At 68.3% G+C, this 14,398-nt stretch carries 16 protein-coding genes; 8 read left to right on the top strand and 8 right to left on the bottom strand.

What is annotated here, in order from left to right; all coding sequences use genetic code 11:
• Positions 1-6: 6 nt before the first annotated feature.
• The 3 genes from fba to gap all read right to left on the bottom strand — a co-directional run bounded on the left by fba (position 7) and on the right by gap (position 3,419).
• Positions 7-1,092, bottom strand: a complete 1,086-nt coding sequence (gene fba, locus ABID41_RS10330; RefSeq protein ID WP_331930594.1) for a class II fructose-bisphosphate aldolase — start codon at positions 1,090-1,092, stop codon at positions 7-9.
• A 19-nt stretch (positions 1,093-1,111) separates the two neighbouring features.
• Positions 1,112-2,314 carry a phosphoglycerate kinase gene (locus tag ABID41_RS10335; protein ID WP_354297537.1) on the bottom strand — a complete coding sequence of 401 codons (1,203 nt, stop codon included), beginning with the start codon at positions 2,312-2,314 and terminating at the stop codon, positions 1,112-1,114.
• 94 nt (positions 2,315-2,408) lie between these two features.
• Positions 2,409-3,419, bottom strand: a complete 1,011-nt coding sequence (gene gap, locus ABID41_RS10340) for a type I glyceraldehyde-3-phosphate dehydrogenase (RefSeq protein WP_331930590.1) — start codon at positions 3,417-3,419, stop codon at positions 2,409-2,411.
• A 168-nt stretch (positions 3,420-3,587) separates the two neighbouring features.
• On the opposite strand from gap, the gene ABID41_RS10345 reads away from it, so the two are divergent.
• Entirely contained in the window at positions 3,588-4,436 is an 849-nt protein-coding gene (locus tag ABID41_RS10345) for an MliC family protein (protein ID WP_354297538.1), read from the top strand.
• On the opposite strand, the gene purT is transcribed toward ABID41_RS10345, so the two are convergent.
• Both purT and tkt read right to left on the bottom strand, forming a co-directional pair.
• Complete coding sequence (gene purT, locus ABID41_RS10350) at positions 4,433-5,632, bottom strand: formate-dependent phosphoribosylglycinamide formyltransferase (protein ID WP_354297539.1); 1,200 nt, start codon at positions 5,630-5,632, stop codon at positions 4,433-4,435. The genes ABID41_RS10345 and purT overlap by 4 nt on opposite strands.
• Positions 5,633-5,700: 68 nt before the next feature.
• The gene (gene tkt, locus ABID41_RS10355) at positions 5,701-7,671 is read right to left on the bottom strand and encodes a transketolase (protein WP_354297540.1); all 1,971 of its coding nucleotides are present in this window, start codon (positions 7,669-7,671) and stop codon (positions 5,701-5,703) included.
• A 149-nt stretch (positions 7,672-7,820) separates the two neighbouring features.
• On the opposite strand from tkt, the gene ABID41_RS10360 reads away from it, so the two are divergent.
• The 4 genes from ABID41_RS10360 (at position 7,821) to ABID41_RS10375 (ending at position 10,152) form a co-directional block, all read left to right on the top strand.
• Complete coding sequence (locus tag ABID41_RS10360; RefSeq protein WP_354297541.1) at positions 7,821-8,123, top strand: DUF4164 family protein; 303 nt, start codon at positions 7,821-7,823, stop codon at positions 8,121-8,123.
• A 6-nt stretch (positions 8,124-8,129) separates the two neighbouring features.
• Positions 8,130-8,456 carry a cell division protein ZapA gene (locus tag ABID41_RS10365; RefSeq protein WP_331930624.1) on the top strand — a complete coding sequence of 109 codons (327 nt, stop codon included), beginning with the start codon at positions 8,130-8,132 and terminating at the stop codon, positions 8,454-8,456.
• Between the two features lie 277 nt (positions 8,457-8,733).
• On the top strand, positions 8,734-9,309 hold the full coding sequence (locus ABID41_RS10370) for a 5-formyltetrahydrofolate cyclo-ligase (protein WP_354297542.1): 576 nt from the start codon (positions 8,734-8,736) through the stop codon (positions 9,307-9,309).
• A gap of 6 nt (positions 9,310-9,315) precedes the next feature.
• The gene (locus ABID41_RS10375) at positions 9,316-10,152 is read left to right on the top strand and encodes a TIGR00282 family metallophosphoesterase (protein WP_331928667.1); all 837 of its coding nucleotides are present in this window, start codon (positions 9,316-9,318) and stop codon (positions 10,150-10,152) included.
• 175 nt (positions 10,153-10,327) lie between these two features.
• On the opposite strand, the gene ABID41_RS10380 is transcribed toward ABID41_RS10375, so the two are convergent.
• Positions 10,328-10,531 (bottom strand): tautomerase family protein, encoded by a 204-nt coding sequence (locus ABID41_RS10380; RefSeq protein WP_331928665.1) that lies wholly within the window; start codon positions 10,529-10,531, stop codon positions 10,328-10,330.
• Between the two features lie 74 nt (positions 10,532-10,605).
• Between ABID41_RS10380 and ABID41_RS10385 the strand changes: the two genes are divergently transcribed.
• The gene (locus ABID41_RS10385) at positions 10,606-10,956 is read left to right on the top strand and encodes a phage holin family protein (protein WP_354297543.1); all 351 of its coding nucleotides are present in this window, start codon (positions 10,606-10,608) and stop codon (positions 10,954-10,956) included.
• 261 nt (positions 10,957-11,217) lie between these two features.
• The gene (locus ABID41_RS10390) at positions 11,218-11,445 is read left to right on the top strand and encodes an endonuclease domain-containing protein (protein ID WP_435530005.1); all 228 of its coding nucleotides are present in this window, start codon (positions 11,218-11,220) and stop codon (positions 11,443-11,445) included.
• Positions 11,446-11,618: 173 nt separating this feature from the next.
• Here the strand turns inward: ABID41_RS10390 and groL are convergent, their stop codons facing one another.
• Positions 11,619-13,259 carry a chaperonin GroEL gene (gene groL, locus ABID41_RS10395; protein ID WP_331928659.1) on the bottom strand — a complete coding sequence of 547 codons (1,641 nt, stop codon included), beginning with the start codon at positions 13,257-13,259 and terminating at the stop codon, positions 11,619-11,621.
• A gap of 51 nt (positions 13,260-13,310) precedes the next feature.
• Positions 13,311-13,598 carry a co-chaperone GroES gene (groES, locus tag ABID41_RS10400; protein WP_331928658.1) on the bottom strand — a complete coding sequence of 96 codons (288 nt, stop codon included), beginning with the start codon at positions 13,596-13,598 and terminating at the stop codon, positions 13,311-13,313.
• Between the two features lie 216 nt (positions 13,599-13,814).
• Between groES and ABID41_RS10405 the strand changes: the two genes are divergently transcribed.
• On the top strand, positions 13,815-14,198 hold the full coding sequence (locus ABID41_RS10405; RefSeq protein WP_331928656.1) for a VOC family protein: 384 nt from the start codon (positions 13,815-13,817) through the stop codon (positions 14,196-14,198).
• Positions 14,199-14,398: the final 200 nt, after the last annotated feature.

The raw sequence follows: 14,398 nt of genomic DNA on the forward strand, positions 1-14,398 counted from the left end.
AGAGGGCTACTCCGCGGCCTGGCGGGAGACGCCGATCTTCGGGGCGAGGTCGCCCTTGGCGTAGAGCTTGGCCATTTCCGACATCGGGATCGGCTTGATCTTGTGGGCCTGGCCGGCGGTGCCGAACTGCTCGAAGCGCTGGACGCAGACGACGCGCATGGCTTCCTTGGCCGGCTTCAGGTAGCCGCGCGGATCGAACTCGCCCGGCTTCTCGACCATGACCTTGCGGATCGCGGCGGTGATGGCCATGCGGTTGTCGGTGTCGATGTTGATCTTGCGCACGCCGTGCTTGATGCCGCGCTGGATCTCTTCCACCGGCACGCCCCAGGTCTGGGGCATCTCGCCGCCGTACTGGTTGATGAGGTCCTGCAGGTCCTGCGGCACCGAGGAGGAGCCGTGCATCACCAGGTGGGTGTTCGGCAGGCGGCGGTGGATCTCTTCGATCACGTTCATCGCCAGCACGTCGCCGTCCGGCTTGCGGGTGAACTTGTAGGCGCCGTGGCTGGTGCCCATGGCGATGGCCAGGGCGTCGACCTCGGTGGCCTTCACGAACTCGACCGCCTGGTCGGGGTCGGTCAGGAGCTGGTCATGGCCGAGCTTGCCCTCGAAACCGTGGCCGTCCTCCTTGTCGCCCATGCCGGTTTCGAGGCTGCCCAGCACGCCCAACTCGCCCTCGACAGAGGCGCCGACCCAGTGGGCCATGTCCACCACGTTGCGGGTGACGCGGACGTTGTAGTCGTAGTCGGCCGGGGTCTTGGCGTCGGCCATCAGCGAACCGTCCATCATCACCGAGGTGAACCCGTACTGGATCGCCGTGGCGCAGGTGGCTTCGTTGTTGCCGTGGTCCTGGTGCATGCAGATCGGGATGTGCGGATACATTTCCGCCATGGCGTCGATCAGGTGCTTCAGGACGATGTCGTTGGCGTAGGAGCGGGCGCCGCGCGAGGCCTGCATGATCACCGGCGAATCGGTGGCCTCGGCGGCCTCCATGATCGCCAGCGCCTGTTCCATGTTGTTGATGTTGAACGCCGGAACGCCGTAGCCCTGCTCGGCCGCGTGATCCAGGAGCTGTCTCAAAGTAACCCGGGCCATGCCCTGCCCTCCGTAATCTTTATTTATTGGCCAGAGCCGCCACGCCGGGCAGCTCCTTGCCTTCCATCCATTCAAGAAACGCGCCGCCCGCCGTGGAGACGAACGTGAAATCGTCGGCGCAGGCCGCAGCGTTAAGGGCCGCGACTGTATCACCACCGCCTGCAACGGCCACCAACTTGCCCGTCTTGGCGCGCTCGGCGGCGTGTTTTGCCGCCGAAACGGTCGCCTTGTCGAAAGGCGGGACTTCGAAAACGCCAAGCGGGCCGTTCCAGATCAGGGTCTTGGAGTCGTCCATGGCGGCGAGCAGTTCGGCGAGGCTGTTCGGCCCCACGTCGAAGATCTTGTCTTCCGGTCCGAGCTTTTCGGCGCCCGTCAGGTCTAGGGTCCGGGTGGCGACGCCTGGCTTCAGGTCCGTGGCCACGACCACGTCCTGCGGCAGCAGGATCTTGCAGCCGGCCGCGTCGGCCTTGGCCAGGATCTCGCGGGCGGTGTCGGCCATGTCCTTCTCGCAGAGCGAGCCGCCGATCTCGTAGCCCTGGGCGAAGCGGAAGGTATTGGCCATGCCGCCGCCGATCGCCAGGTACTGCAGCTTGCCGACCAGGTTGTTCAGGAGGTCGAGCTTGGTCGAGACCTTGGCGCCGCCGACGATGCCCATCACCGGGCGGACCGGGTTGCCGAGGGCCGCGTCCAGGGCCTCCAGCTCGCGACGCATCTGCTCACCCGCGTAGGCCGGCAGCAGGCGCGCCAGGCCTTCGGTCGAGGCGTGCGCCCGGTGCGCAGCCGAGAAGGCGTCGTTGACGTAGATGTCGCCGTTCGCGGCCAGGGCCTTGGCGAAGTCGGAGTCGTTCCTTTCCTCGCCCGCATGGAAGCGGACGTTCTCCAGCAGGATCACGTCGCCGCTCTTCAGGGCGTCGATCGCCGCCTTGGCGGCGTCGCCGACGCAATCGGCGGCGAAGGCCACCGGGGCGCCGATCAGGGCGCTCAGCGGCGCGACCACCGGCTGCAGGCTCATCTCCGGCACGACCTTGCCCTTGGGGCGGTCGAAGTGGGCCAGGAGGATCACCTTCGCGCCGCCGGCGCGCAGCTTCTCGATGGTCGGCAGGGCGGCCTTCAGGCGGGTGTCGTCGCTCACCTTGCCGTCGGCCATGGGCACGTTGAAATCGACGCGGACCAGGGCGCGCTTGCCCGCGAGGTCAGCCGTGTCGAGGGTCCTGAAGGACATCACATATGTCTCCGCTAACCCCGGCCGGCCGCCGGGGCTGGGTGGATCCGGACAGCGAAACGGGCGCCATTCGCATGGCGCCCGCCCCTTAGGCTTAGATCAGTTTCGCCAGCGCAATGGCGGTGTCGCTCATGCGGGTCGAGAAGCCCCACTCGTTGTCGTACCAGGAGAGCACGCGGGCCAGTTGGCCTTCGATCACCTGGGTCTGGGGCAGGGCCACGGTCGAGGACGCGGCGATGTGGTTGAAGTCGATGGAGACCAGCGGATCGTTGGTCACGGCCAGCACGCCCTTCAGCGGGCCGGCGGCGGCCGCGGCCTTCAGGGCCTCGTTGATCTCGTCCTTGGTGACCGAGCGGCCGGGGACGAACTTCAGGTCGACGACCGAGACGTTCGGGGTCGGCACGCGGATCGAGGAGCCGTCCAGCTTGCCGGCCAGTTCCGGCAGCACCAGGCCGACGGCCTTGGCTGCGCCGGTCGAGGTCGGGATCATCGACATGGCCGCGGCGCGGGCGCGGTAAAGGTCCTTGTGCATGGTGTCCAGAGTCGGCTGGTCACCGGTGTAGGAGTGGATCGTGGTCATGTAGCCACGCTCGATGCCGCACAGGTCCTGCAGGACCTTGGCCACCGGGGCCAGGCAGTTGGTGGTGCAGGACGCGTTCGAGATGACCAGGTCGTCCTTGGTCAGGGTCTCGTGGTTGACGCCGTAGACGATGGTCTTGTCGGCGTTGTCGCAGGGGGCCGAGACGATCACGCGCTTGGCGCCGGCTTCCAGGTGGGCGGCGGCCTTTTCCTTGGAGGTGAAGAGGCCGGTGCACTCCAGGGCGATATCGACGCCCAGTTCCTTGTGCGGCAGCTCGGCCGGGTTGCGGATGGCCGTGACCTTGATCTTGCCCAGGCCCACGTCGATCGTATCGCCGTCGACGGTGACGTTGCCGGGGAAGCGGCCGTGCACGCTGTCGTAGCGCAGCAGGTGAGCGTTGGTCTCGACCGGGCCGAGGTCGTTGATCGCGACAACCTCGATGTCGCGACGCGCATGCTCGACGATCGAACGCAGGACCAGCCTGCCGATACGGCCGAACCCATTGATTGCGACGCGAACGGTCATCGAGAAACTCCTGAGCCAGTTGATTTGCGGCGGTTTTCTTGAGGCCGCTGGGACGCGAGTCAACCCCTGCAAGCCTTATTCGCGGCGAAAGCCCACAATAGTCGAATTTGGGGAACAGAAAACCGCGCCAGGCGTTGCGCTGGACCTGGGCTATAGAAGGATCGGCGCGTGGCGAAGCATCGCGTGACTGCGGCTGCTCTTGGGTTGGCTGCGTTTGCTCTCGCAGCGTGCGGACGGGGTGGCGAGCAGCAGGCCAAGGCGCCTGAGGCGCCGCCCGCCAAGGCCGCTCCCGTCACCACCTATGTCTGCGACGACGGCCGCACCGTGCGCGCCAGCTATCCGGACACCGAAACCGCCATCGTCGAGATCGACGGGCGCTCGCGCACCCTGAGGATCGCCATCTCCGCCAGCGGCGCCCGCTACACCGGCGACGGCTTCCAGTGGTGGACCAAGGGCATGGACCAGGCCCAGCTCAGCCCGCTGGCCGCCGGCGAAGATATCGCCACCGCGCCGGGGGTGAACTGCAGGGCGCCGGAAGCTGCGGCCGCGGCCGACGAGCCTGTCTCGCCGCCGGCGCCGGGCTCGCCCGGCGGCCTGCCCGACGACCGCACCCCGATCTCCGAAGCGCCGTTCACGCCGGAGAGCGCCCAGGGCGCGGGCAATGTGGTCCAGACCTATTTCGCCCTGATCGGCGCCGGGAAATACGCCGACGCCTGGAAGCTCTGGAGCGACGGCGGCAAGGCCAGCGGCATGACCGCCGAGGCCTTCGCGGCCAGCTTCGACAGGTACGCCAGCTACAACGCCCAGATCGGCGCGCCTGGCCGGATCGAGGGCGCGGCCGGTTCGCTCTATGTCGAGGTGCCGGTGGTGATCTATGGCCGGCTGAAGACCGGCGAGGAAGTCCACATGAACGGACCGGTGCGCCTGCGCCGGGTCAACGACGTGCCCGGCTCGACCGAAGAACAGCGCCGCTGGCATATCGCCGAGACGGCGTTCAAGCCCTCGCCGAAGAGCTAGCCGGCGACGGGTCTGACGCGAGAAGCCGCCTCGCGGGCGCGCTCGCGGGCTTCCTCCACCGTGCCCCACCGAGCCAGGGCCACGCCCATGCGACGGCGCTCGAAGGCCTCGGGCTTGCCGAACAGGCGCAGGTCGGAGCCGGGAACGTTCAAGGCCTCGGCGACGCCTTCGAAGGCGATCCCCTTGGCGCCCATGCCGCCATAGATGACCGCGCTGGCGCCCGGCTCGCGAAGGGCTGTGTTCACCGGCAGTCCGAGGATCGCCCGGGCGTGCAGGGCGAACTCGCTCTGATATTGGCTGGCCAGGGTGACGAGGCCGGTGTCGTGCGGGCGGGGGCTGACCTCGGAGAACCAGACCTCGTCGCCGCGGACGAACAGCTCGACCCCGAAGATGCCGAGGCCGCCGAGCTCGCCGGTGACCTCCCGGGCGATGTCGCGAGCTCTGGCGAGGGCCGCCTGGCTCATGGCCTGGGGCTGCCAGCTCTCGACATAGTCGCCTTTGACCTGGCGGTGGCCGATCGGCTCGCAGAAGGCGACGCCGTGGTGGCCGTCGGGACCGATGAAGCGCACGGTCAGCAGGGTGATCTCGAAGTCGAACTCGATCTTGCCCTCGACGATCACCCGCGGCTGCTCGACCCGGCCGCCCTCGAGGGCGTAGCGCCAGGCCTCCGCGATCCCCTCGGGGCCTTCCACATAGGACTGGCCCTTGCCGGAGGACGACATCACCGGCTTCACGAAGCAGGGGAAACCGGCCACCTGCGCGGCGGCTTCAGCGAGTTCGGCCTCCGACGAGGCGAAGGCGTAGGGCGAGGTCGGCAGGCCCAGCGTCTCGGCGGCCAGCCGGCGGATGCCCTCGCGGTTCATGGTCAACTGGGCGGCGCGGGCGGTCGGGATCACCGTCGCCAGGCCCTCGGCCTCGATCTTCACCAGTTCGTCGGTGGCGATCGCCTCGATCTCCGGGACGATCAGGTGCGGGCGCTCGGCCTCGACCACGGCGCGCAGGGCGGCGGGGTCGGTCATGGCGACGACGTGGCTGCGGTGGGCGACCTGCATGGCCGGCGCGCCCTCGTAGCGGTCGACCGCGATCACCTCGCAGCCGAGCCGCTGCAGCTCGATGGCGACCTCCTTGCCGAGCTCGCCCGAGCCCAGGAGCATGACCTTCACGGCGGTGGGCGAGAGCGGCGTTCCGAGGCGCATATTTGGCTTCCTATCGGCAGGTTTCCTGACGAAGAGCCCAGGAACCTGCCGCTTCTTTTGCGAGAATCCTAGCCCAGCTTGGCTTTCGCCGCGGCGGCGACGGCTTCGGCGGTGATCCCGAACTCCTTGTAGAGGCGGTCGGCCGGCGCGCTGGCGCCCCAGCCGTGCATGCCCACGAAGGTCCCGTTTTCACCGATGAATCGCTCCCAGCCGAAGGGCGCGGCGGCCTCGACGGCGACACGGACCGGCGCCTTGCCGATGACCTGCTGCCGGTAGGCTTCCGGTTGGGCGTCGAACAGTTCCCAGCAGGGGGTCGAGACGACGCGGGTCGGCACGCCCTCGGCCTCCAGCAGGCCCTGGGCGGCGACCGCGACCGAGACCTCGGTCCCGGAGGCGAAGATCGTCACCTTGGCCTCGCCGCTGGCGGGCTTCAGTTCGTAGGCGCCCTTGGCCGAGAGATTCTCCGGGGCGGAGTCGCGGACGGCCGGGACCTTCTGGCGCGAGAGGGCCATGAAGGCCGGGGTCTTGCGGGTCTGCAGGGCGACCTTCCAGCACTCGGCGGTCTCGACCGCGTCGGCGGGGCGGAAGACGTTCAGGTTGGGCATGGCCCGCAGGCTGGCCAGATGCTCGACCGGCTGGTGGGTCGGGCCGTCCTCGCCGACCCCGATCGAGTCGTGGGTCATGACGTGCACCACGCGCACGCCCATCAGGGCGCCCAGGCGGATGGCCGGGCGGCTGTAGTCCGAGAACACCATGAAGGCGCCGCCATAGGGGATGACGCCGCCGTGCAGGGCCATGCCGTTCATGGCCGCGGCCATGCCGAACTCGCGCACGCCGTAGTTCACGTAGCGGCCGGCATAGTCCGGGGCGTCGAAGATCTGGGTGTTCTTGACGAAGGTGTTGTTCGAGCCGGTCAGGTCGGCCGAGCCGCCGACCATTTCCGGGATCGAGGGGAAGAGGGCGTCCAGGGCCGAGCCGGAGTGCTGGCGGGTGGCGGCGGCCGGCTTGGAGGCGAGGGCCTCGGCGATGTGGGCGTCGAGACGCTCGAAGGCGTCGGCAGGCAGCTCACCCTTGACCGCGCGCTGGAAGACCGCGCCGTCGGCCGAGGCCGCCAGGCGCTTTTCCCAGGCCTTGCGGTCCTTGGCGCCCCGGCGGCCGGCCGAGCGCCAGGGCTTCACCACCTCGTCGGGAATCGCGAAGGCTTCGGAGCCCCAGCCCATCTTCTGGCGGGTGGCGGCGATCTCCTGGGCGCCCAGGGCCGCGCCGTGGGTCTTGTGGTGACCCTCCATGGTCGCCGCGCCCTTGCCGATCTTGGTCTTGCAGGCGATCAGGGTCGGACGGTCCTGCTTGGTCGCCCAGGCGAGCGCGCGGCGGATCTGACCGTAGTCGTGGCCGTCGATCTTCTTCACCGCCCAGCCGGCGGCCTTGAAGCGGGCGACCTGGTCGCCGGTCTCGGCCAGGGAGACGGCGCCGTCGATGGTGACGTCGTTGTCGTCCCAGAGGACGGTCAGCTTGGCGAGCTTCAGGCGGCCGGCGAGGCTGATGGCCTCATGGCTGACGCCTTCCATCAGGCAGCCGTCGCCGCAGATGACCCAGGTCCGGTGGTCGACCAGGTCCTTGCCGAAGCGGGCGGCCAGGTGACGTTCGGCCATGGCCATGCCGACGGAGGTGGCCAGGCCCTGGCCCAGCGGGCCGGTGGTGGTCTCGACGCCGGGGGTGTGGCCGTATTCCGGGTGGCCCGGGGTGTTGGAGCCCCACTGGCGGAAATTCTTGATCTGCTCCAGGGTCATGGCCTTGAAGCCGGTCAGGTGCAGCAGGCTGTAGAGCAGCATCGAGCCGTGACCGGCCGAGAGCACGAAGCGGTCGCGGTCGGCCCAGTCGGGCTGGCTGGCGTCGAACTTCAGGAACTTGGTCCAGAGCACGGTGGCGACATCGGCCATACCCATGGGCATGCCGGGGTGGCCCGAGGCCGCCTGTTCGACGGCGTCCATCGAAAGGACGCGGATGGCGTCGGCCATGGTCTGCGGCGATGCGGGCATTCTGGGGTTCCGGGCTGTGGCTCTGGTTTGCGCGCGCCCCTCGCACGCGAGACGTGCAGGGTCAAGGAAGCGTCACGCCACAGGGCGGGTTTCGGCGCGCGCCCGACGCAGGCTATAGATTAACGGTCACAGTATGGGAGCTTGCGAACATGCGGGAGCCGATGGTGGAAAGCCCCCTGGAGCAGGCCGTCAAACGGTTGGATCGGGCGGTGTCCGCGCTCGAGCAACGCCTTGCGGGCGAAGCGCCCCAGGGCCGGTCCAAGGGCGGCGACCTGTTCGACCAGGAAAGCGCCAAACTGGCGTCGGAGCTCGAGAAATCGAGGCTCCGCGAGAAGGAGCTGGAGGCCGCCGGCGCCGAGGCGTCTGCGGCGCTCGGCCGCGCCATCGCCGAGATCAAGGCCGCGCTCGCCAACGAGGACAGCAACGAGGTCGAAGAGACCGAGGAGGCTTGAAGGGTCATGGCCCAGGTCAACATCACGGTTAACAATCGTCCCTATGCGGTCGGCTGCGAGGACGGCCAGGAACAGCACCTGCTGGAGCTGGGCCGGCTGTTCGACCGCCAGGTGCGGCAGGTCTCCGAGGAGATGGGCCAGCTCGGCGAGACGCGGCTGTTCCTGATGGGCGCGCTGCTGCTGGCCGACGAACTCACCGACCTGCGCGGCCGGCTCTCGGTGGTGCAGGCCGAGCTGGCGCGGTTCCAGTCCGACCAGGCCAGGGTCGAGACGCGCGCCGTCGGAGCGCTGGAAAGCGCCGCCAAGCGGATCGAGAAGCTGGCGAACGGCTAGTCCCCCTCGTTCGATGCGATCCCAGCGGGAGAGGATTTGGACGAGCCGCGCTTGTTACCGGCGCTCGGCGGCCCTACCTTCACGTCCGGCGGGTCGTGCTGCGGTTCGCGTCGAAGGCAATCTATCCCAGCGACCTTATTTCTTCGAAGGGAGCTGTCCCTGCTTGGGCCCGTGGGCCCTGGCACTACGGCGCCCACCTGGTTAGCCAGGTCGAGGGGATTAAACCGACCTTCACGGCTCTCGCGGCGCCGCCACCCTTCGCGCTATATGTGGCGCGGTGAGCGATCTTTCCGACAAGGCGAAACTGCGGGCCCGGCTGCGCAAGCGGCGGCGGGCGCTGGATGCGGCGCGGCCCGATGCGGCGGAGGCCGCGGCCGCGGCCCTGCCGCTCGAGCGGCTGCCGGCCTTCGAATGGTTCTCCAGCTATCACGCGCTGGGATCGGAGCTCGATCCGGCCCCGCTGGCGGCGCGGCTGATGCGCGCAGGGCGCAGGCTGGCCCTGCCGGTGACGGTGGCCGCCGAGGCGCCGCTGATCTTCCGAGCCTGGCGGGCCGACGACGTTCCCGAGGTGGACGCCTTCGGCGTGCCCTCGCCGCCGGCCAGCGCCCCGCAGGTGCGGCCCGGCCTGGTGATTTGCCCGCTGCTGGCCTTCGACCGCAGCGGCGCGCGCCTGGGCCAGGGCGGGGGGCACTATGACCGCACGATCGAGGCGCTGCGGGCCAAGGGCCCGGTGTTCGTCCTGGGGCTGGCCTATGCCGGCCAGGAGGTCGAGGGGCTGCCCGCCGAGCCGCACGATCAAAGGCTGGACGCCATTTTGACCGAAAGCGGGTATATCGAGGCCCGAAAGGACTAATCCTGCATGCGCTTTGCCTTCTTCGGCGACGTGGTGGGCCGGGCCGGCCGCGACGGCTTGGCCGACCATCTGCCCGCCCTTCGCCGCCGACTGGACCTCGAGTTCGTCATCATCAACGCCGAGAACGCTGCGGCTGGTTTCGGGATCACCGAGCGGACGGCCAGCGAACTGTTCGACGCCGGCGCCGACTGCCTGACCCTGGGCAACCACTCCTGGGACCAGAAGGAAGCCCTGACCTACATCGTGCGCGAGCCGCGACTGATCCGGCCGCTGAACTATCCGGTGCTGGCCGACGCACCCGGCCGGGGGGCGAACCTGTTCGTCACCCGCGAGGGCAAGCGGATCATGGTGATCAACCTGCTGGGCCGGGTCCACATGGATTCGCTGGACGACCCGTTCGCGGCGGTGGACCGGGAGCTGGAAAAGGCGCCCCTGGGCCTGGTGGCCGACGCCGTGGTGGTCGACATGCACGCCGAGGCGACCTCGGAGAAGATGGCGATGGGCCACTTCTGCGACGGACGGGCGAGCCTGGTGGTGGGGACCCACACTCATGTGCCGACCGCCGACAGCCAGATCCTGCCCGGCGGCACCGCCTACCAGACCGACGCCGGGGCCTGCGCCGACTACGACAGCGTCATCGGCAACCAGAAGGAAGAGCCGCTGCGGCGCTTCACCACGAGGATATCCGGCGGCCGCTACAAGCCGGCCGAGGGGCCGGCGACGGTTTGCGGGGTGTTCGTCGAGACCGACGACAAGACGGGCCTGGCCAAGCGCGTCGAGCCGATCCGCATCGGCGGGCGGCTGAGCGAGACGGTGCCGGCGCTGGAAGCGGCGAAGGTCTAGGGAAGCTCTCGGGGCGCCGGAAAAGAGGTGTCATCCCGGTTTGCGAAGCCAGACCGGGATCCATACGCGCCGCGCTTGAAGGGCGGGGTCTGCTCTTGAGAAATCCAGTGTTCATGGGGCCCGGTCTTCGGCCTGCGGCCGAAACGGGATGACACTCAGGGCTCGGGCTGAAGCTTCAGCCCCCGGCCTTGCGGTTGCGTTCGGCGACGCTGATGCCGCCGGAGCCCCAGTTTTCGGTCGGGACCTCGTCGATGACCACGAAGGTGGTGGCCGGGTTCTTGTTCAGCACCTTGACCAGGAGCTCGGTCGCACCGGCGATCAGTTCGGCCTTCTGCGCCTCGGTGGCGCCGGGGGTGATGCGGATGTTGACGTAAGGCATTGGGGTCTCCTGGGGGTTGTTGCGGCGGAGACTTAACCGCGCCAAGCTCTGCGGCAAACAGCATGGAGGCCCTGATGGCCCGGTTTTTCGCCCGCGTGATCTTCGCAGCCCTGGGCCTGGCGCTTGCGGCCTTCCTGTTGCGGGGGGTCGGCTACAACGGGATCTTCGACCTGCTGCTGGCGGCGCTGCTGCTGGGGGTGGTGAACGCGATCCTGCGGCCGGTCCTGTTCATCCTGACCCTGCCCCTGACCATCGTGACCCTGGGGCTTTTCCTCCTGGTGCTGAATGCGGCGATGATCGGGCTGGTGGCCTGGATGCTGCCGGGCTTCTGGGTGCAGGGCCTCTGGTCCGGCGTGGCCGCGGCCATCATCACCGGCCTGGCGAGCTGGGCCGGCGGGGTGATCATTGGGGATGCGAAGCGGTAGGGGTTCTGGCCCCACCCTGATCGCTGCGCGATCTGTGCCTCCCCACGAGGGGAGGGAGAAGAGGCGATGATTTCCCTCCCCCTCGTGGGGAGGGACGGCGGCGGAGCCGCCAGGGTGGGGGTCTGCTGAATGTCCACATCGCGAGCGCGAGAGCTGCGAAACTCGATGTCGCCGCCGGAGGTGCTGCTGTGGAGCCGGCTGAAGCGGCTGCGGCCGTAGGGCTTTCACTTTCGGCGGCAGGCGCCGTTCCGCGGGTATTACCTGGATTTCGTCTGTTTCAGCCGGCGGCTGGTGGTCGAGGTCGATGGCGGCCAGCATGCCGAGGACGGGCAGGCGGCGCACGACGCCGTGCGGGACGCCGTGCTGCGCCGGGAGGGATTCGAGGTGATGCGCTTCTGGGCCGGGACGGTGATGGGCGACGTCGGCGAGGTGATGGATGCGGTGTCGGATGCGTTGGTACGACGGCCGGCTCGGCAGGCCCCACCCTGATCGCTGCGCGATCTGTCCCTCCCCATGAAGGGGAGGGAGAAGAGGGGCGTTAATTTCCCTCCCCCTCGTGGGGAGGGACGGCGGCGGAGCCGCCAGGGTGGGGGTCTGCGGCAAAAGAAAAAGGGCGGGGCCTTGCGGTCCCGCCCTTCGTCATTTGCGCCTGAGCGTCGGACTTAGAAGTCCATGCCGCCCATGCCGCCCATGTCGGGCATGCCGGCCGGGGCCGCGTTCTTCTTCGGGCTTTCGACGATCGCCGCTTCCGTGGTGATCAGCAGGCCCGACACCGAGGCGGCGTCCTGCAGGGCGGTGCGGACGACCTTGGCCGGGTCGATGACGCCGTCCTGGACCAGGTCGACGTACTGCTCGGTCTGGGCGTTGAAGCCGAAGGTCGCCGAGTCGTTCTCGAGGATCTTGCCGACCACGATCGAGCCTTCGACCCCGGCGTTTTCCACGATCTGACGGATCGGGGCCTGCAGGGCGCGGCGCACGATGGCGACGCCGGCGTCCTGGTCGGAGTTGTCGCCCTTCAGGCCGTCGAGGATCTTGGAGGCCTTCAGCAGGGCCACGCCGCCGCCGGGGACAATGCCTTCTTCCACCGCAGCGCGGGTGGCGTTCAGGGCGTCGTCGACGCGGTCCTTCTTTTCCTTCACTTCGACTTCGGTCGCGCCGCCGACGCGGATGACCGCGACGCCGCCGGCCAGCTTGGCCAGACGCTCTTGCAGCTTTTCCTTGTCGTAGTCGGAGGTGGTTTCTTCGATCTGACGCTTGATCTGGCCGATGCGGGCTTCGATCGCGTCCTTGGCGCCGACGCCATCCACGATGGTGGTGTCGTCCTTGGTGATCGAGACCTTCTTGGCGCGGCCGAGCATGTCGAGGGTGACGTTCTCGAGCTTGATGCCCAGGTCTTCGCTGATCAGCTCGCCGCCGGTCAGGATGGCGATGTCTTCCAGCATGGCCTTGCGGCGGTCGCCGAAGCCCGGCGCCTTGACGGCCGCGACCTTCAGGCCGCCGCGGAGCTTGTTGACCACCAGGGTGGCCAGGGCTTCGCCTTCGACGTCTTCAGCGATGATGAGCAGCGGGCGGCCCGACTGGACCACGGCTTCCAGCACCGGCAGCAGCGGCTGCAGCGAGGAGACCTTCTTTTCGAAGAGCAGGATGAGCGGCTCGTCGAGCTCGACTTCCATCTTGTCGGCGTTGGTGATGAAGTACGGCGACAGGTAGCCGCGGTCGAACTGCATCCCCTCGACGACGTCGAGTTCGGTTTCCAGGCTCTTGGCTTCTTCGACGGTGATGACGCCTTCGTTGCCGACCTTGGCCATGGCCTTGGCGATCATTTCACCGACTTCGGTGTCGCCGTTGGCCGAGATGGTGCCGACCTGAGCGATTTCCGAGTTGGTGGTGACCTTCTTGGCCGAACCCTTGATCTCTTCGATGACCTTGGCGACCGCCTTGTCGACGCCGCGCTTCAGGTCCATCGGGTTCATGCCGGCGGCGACCGACTTCAGGCCTTCGACGACGATGGCCTGGGCCAGCACGGTGGCGGTGGTGGTGCCGTCGCCGGCGCGGTCGTTGGTCTTGGAGGCGACTTCGCGGATGAGCTGGGCGCCGAGGTTTTCGAACTTGTCAGCCAGTTCGATTTCCTTGGCGACCGAGACGCCGTCCTTGGTCGAGCGCGGGGCGCCGAAGGACTTTTCGATGACGACGTTGCGGCCCTTGGGGCCGAGGGTCACCTTCACCGCGTTGGCGAGGGTGTTGACGCCGCGCAGCATGCGGTCGCGCGCGTCGGAGGAGAAATAGACGTCTTTAGCGGCCATTTTTCTGCTCTTTCAAATGAGATGGATGGGGAGGGAAGGCGTCGAGGGTGGTTATTCGACCACGCCGAGGACGTCGCTTTCCTTCATGATCAGCAGGTCCTGACCGTCGATCTTGACCTCGGTGCCCGACCACTTGCCGAACAGGATGCGGTCGCCGGCCTTCAGGTCGAGGGCGTGGATCTTGCCGCTGTCGTCACGGGCGCCGGGGCCGACGGCGACGACTTCGCCTTCCTGCGGCTTTTCCTTGGCGGTGTCGGGGATGATGATCCCGCCCTTGGTCTTCTCTTCTTCCTCGACGCGCTTCACGAGGACGCGGTCTCCCAGAGGACGAAACGCCATATGTATGTCTCCGTTCGGGACGGTTGAAATGCCTGGTGGTCAGCCCCCGCGACGCGGCCGTTAGCAGCCGCAGCCCCTGAGTGCTAACGCAGGGCGGAGGTAGGCAAGGGGCCTTGGGGAGTCAAGCGCGCGGGGCGCCGTTTTTCCGCCTCGCTGCTGACAGTTTCGGGCCGGCGGCGCGTTAAGCCTGGCGCAGGCAAGCTCAAGGAGGCCCGCATGCTCGATCATCTTGGTCTGACCGTCAGCGACTTCAAGGCGGCGAGGGCCTTCTACGACCAGGCGCTGGCGCCGCTCGGCATCGGCGTGGTGATGGAGGTGAGCCCCGAGCAGACCGGCGGCTCGGCCCACGCCGGCTATGGCGAAGCGGGCCGGCCGGACTTCTGGATCGGGACCGGCGGAAGCGCCAGCGGCCACGTGCACGTGGCCTTCACCGCCAAGGACCGGGCGAGCGTCGACGCCTTCTACGCCGCGGCGATCGCCGCCGGTGGCCGGGACAACGGCCCGCCGGGCCTGCGAGAGCACTATCACCCGAACTATTACGGGGCCTTCGTCCTCGATCCCGACGGCCACAACATCGAGGCCGTCTGCCACGCGGGGTGAATTGTGAGGAATTCGAGGCGAGGAGGCCTAGCGATACCGACCGGTCACTCCCATCTGCGGGCTATGCGGTTGATCCTCAAACTCTCCCCGGCGATTGCGGTGTTGGCCCTGGCGGTGGCGATGGTCCTGCTGAGCCAGCGCGCGCCGCTGTACGCCTGACCGGAAATCTCTCCCGGCCATCGGGCCCGGTCTTGCTTCGC

It is taken from the genome of Phenylobacterium koreense (assembly GCF_040545335.1).
Lineage (GTDB): Bacteria > Pseudomonadota > Alphaproteobacteria > Caulobacterales > Caulobacteraceae > Phenylobacterium > Phenylobacterium koreense.

What these genes read in the sequence shown, in the direction of transcription:
- fba (WP_331930594.1), bottom strand. Translation starts at nt 1,092, where the DNA reads ATGGCCCGGGTTACTTTGAGACAGCTCCTGGATCACGCGGCCGAGCAG.
- ABID41_RS10335 (WP_354297537.1), bottom strand. Translation starts at nt 2,314, where the DNA reads ATGTCCTTCAGGACCCTCGACACGGCTGACCTCGCGGGCAAGCGCGCC.
- gap (WP_331930590.1), bottom strand. Translation starts at nt 3,419, where the DNA reads ATGACCGTTCGCGTCGCAATCAATGGGTTCGGCCGTATCGGCAGGCTG.
- purT (WP_354297539.1), bottom strand. Translation starts at nt 5,632, where the DNA reads ATGCGCCTCGGAACGCCGCTCTCGCCCACCGCCGTGAAGGTCATGCTC.
- tkt (WP_354297540.1), bottom strand. Translation starts at nt 7,671, where the DNA reads ATGCCCGCATCGCCGCAGACCATGGCCGACGCCATCCGCGTCCTTTCG.
- ABID41_RS10360 (WP_354297541.1), top strand. Translation starts at nt 7,821, where the DNA reads ATGCGGGAGCCGATGGTGGAAAGCCCCCTGGAGCAGGCCGTCAAACGG.
- ABID41_RS10365 (WP_331930624.1), top strand. Translation starts at nt 8,130, where the DNA reads ATGGCCCAGGTCAACATCACGGTTAACAATCGTCCCTATGCGGTCGGC.
- ABID41_RS10375 (WP_331928667.1), top strand. Translation starts at nt 9,316, where the DNA reads ATGCGCTTTGCCTTCTTCGGCGACGTGGTGGGCCGGGCCGGCCGCGAC.
- ABID41_RS10380 (WP_331928665.1), bottom strand. Translation starts at nt 10,531, where the DNA reads ATGCCTTACGTCAACATCCGCATCACCCCCGGCGCCACCGAGGCGCAG.
- ABID41_RS10385 (WP_354297543.1), top strand. Translation starts at nt 10,606, where the DNA reads ATGGCCCGGTTTTTCGCCCGCGTGATCTTCGCAGCCCTGGGCCTGGCG.
- groL (WP_331928659.1), bottom strand. Translation starts at nt 13,259, where the DNA reads ATGGCCGCTAAAGACGTCTATTTCTCCTCCGACGCGCGCGACCGCATG.
- groES (WP_331928658.1), bottom strand. Translation starts at nt 13,598, where the DNA reads ATGGCGTTTCGTCCTCTGGGAGACCGCGTCCTCGTGAAGCGCGTCGAG.
- ABID41_RS10405 (WP_331928656.1), top strand. Translation starts at nt 13,815, where the DNA reads ATGCTCGATCATCTTGGTCTGACCGTCAGCGACTTCAAGGCGGCGAGG.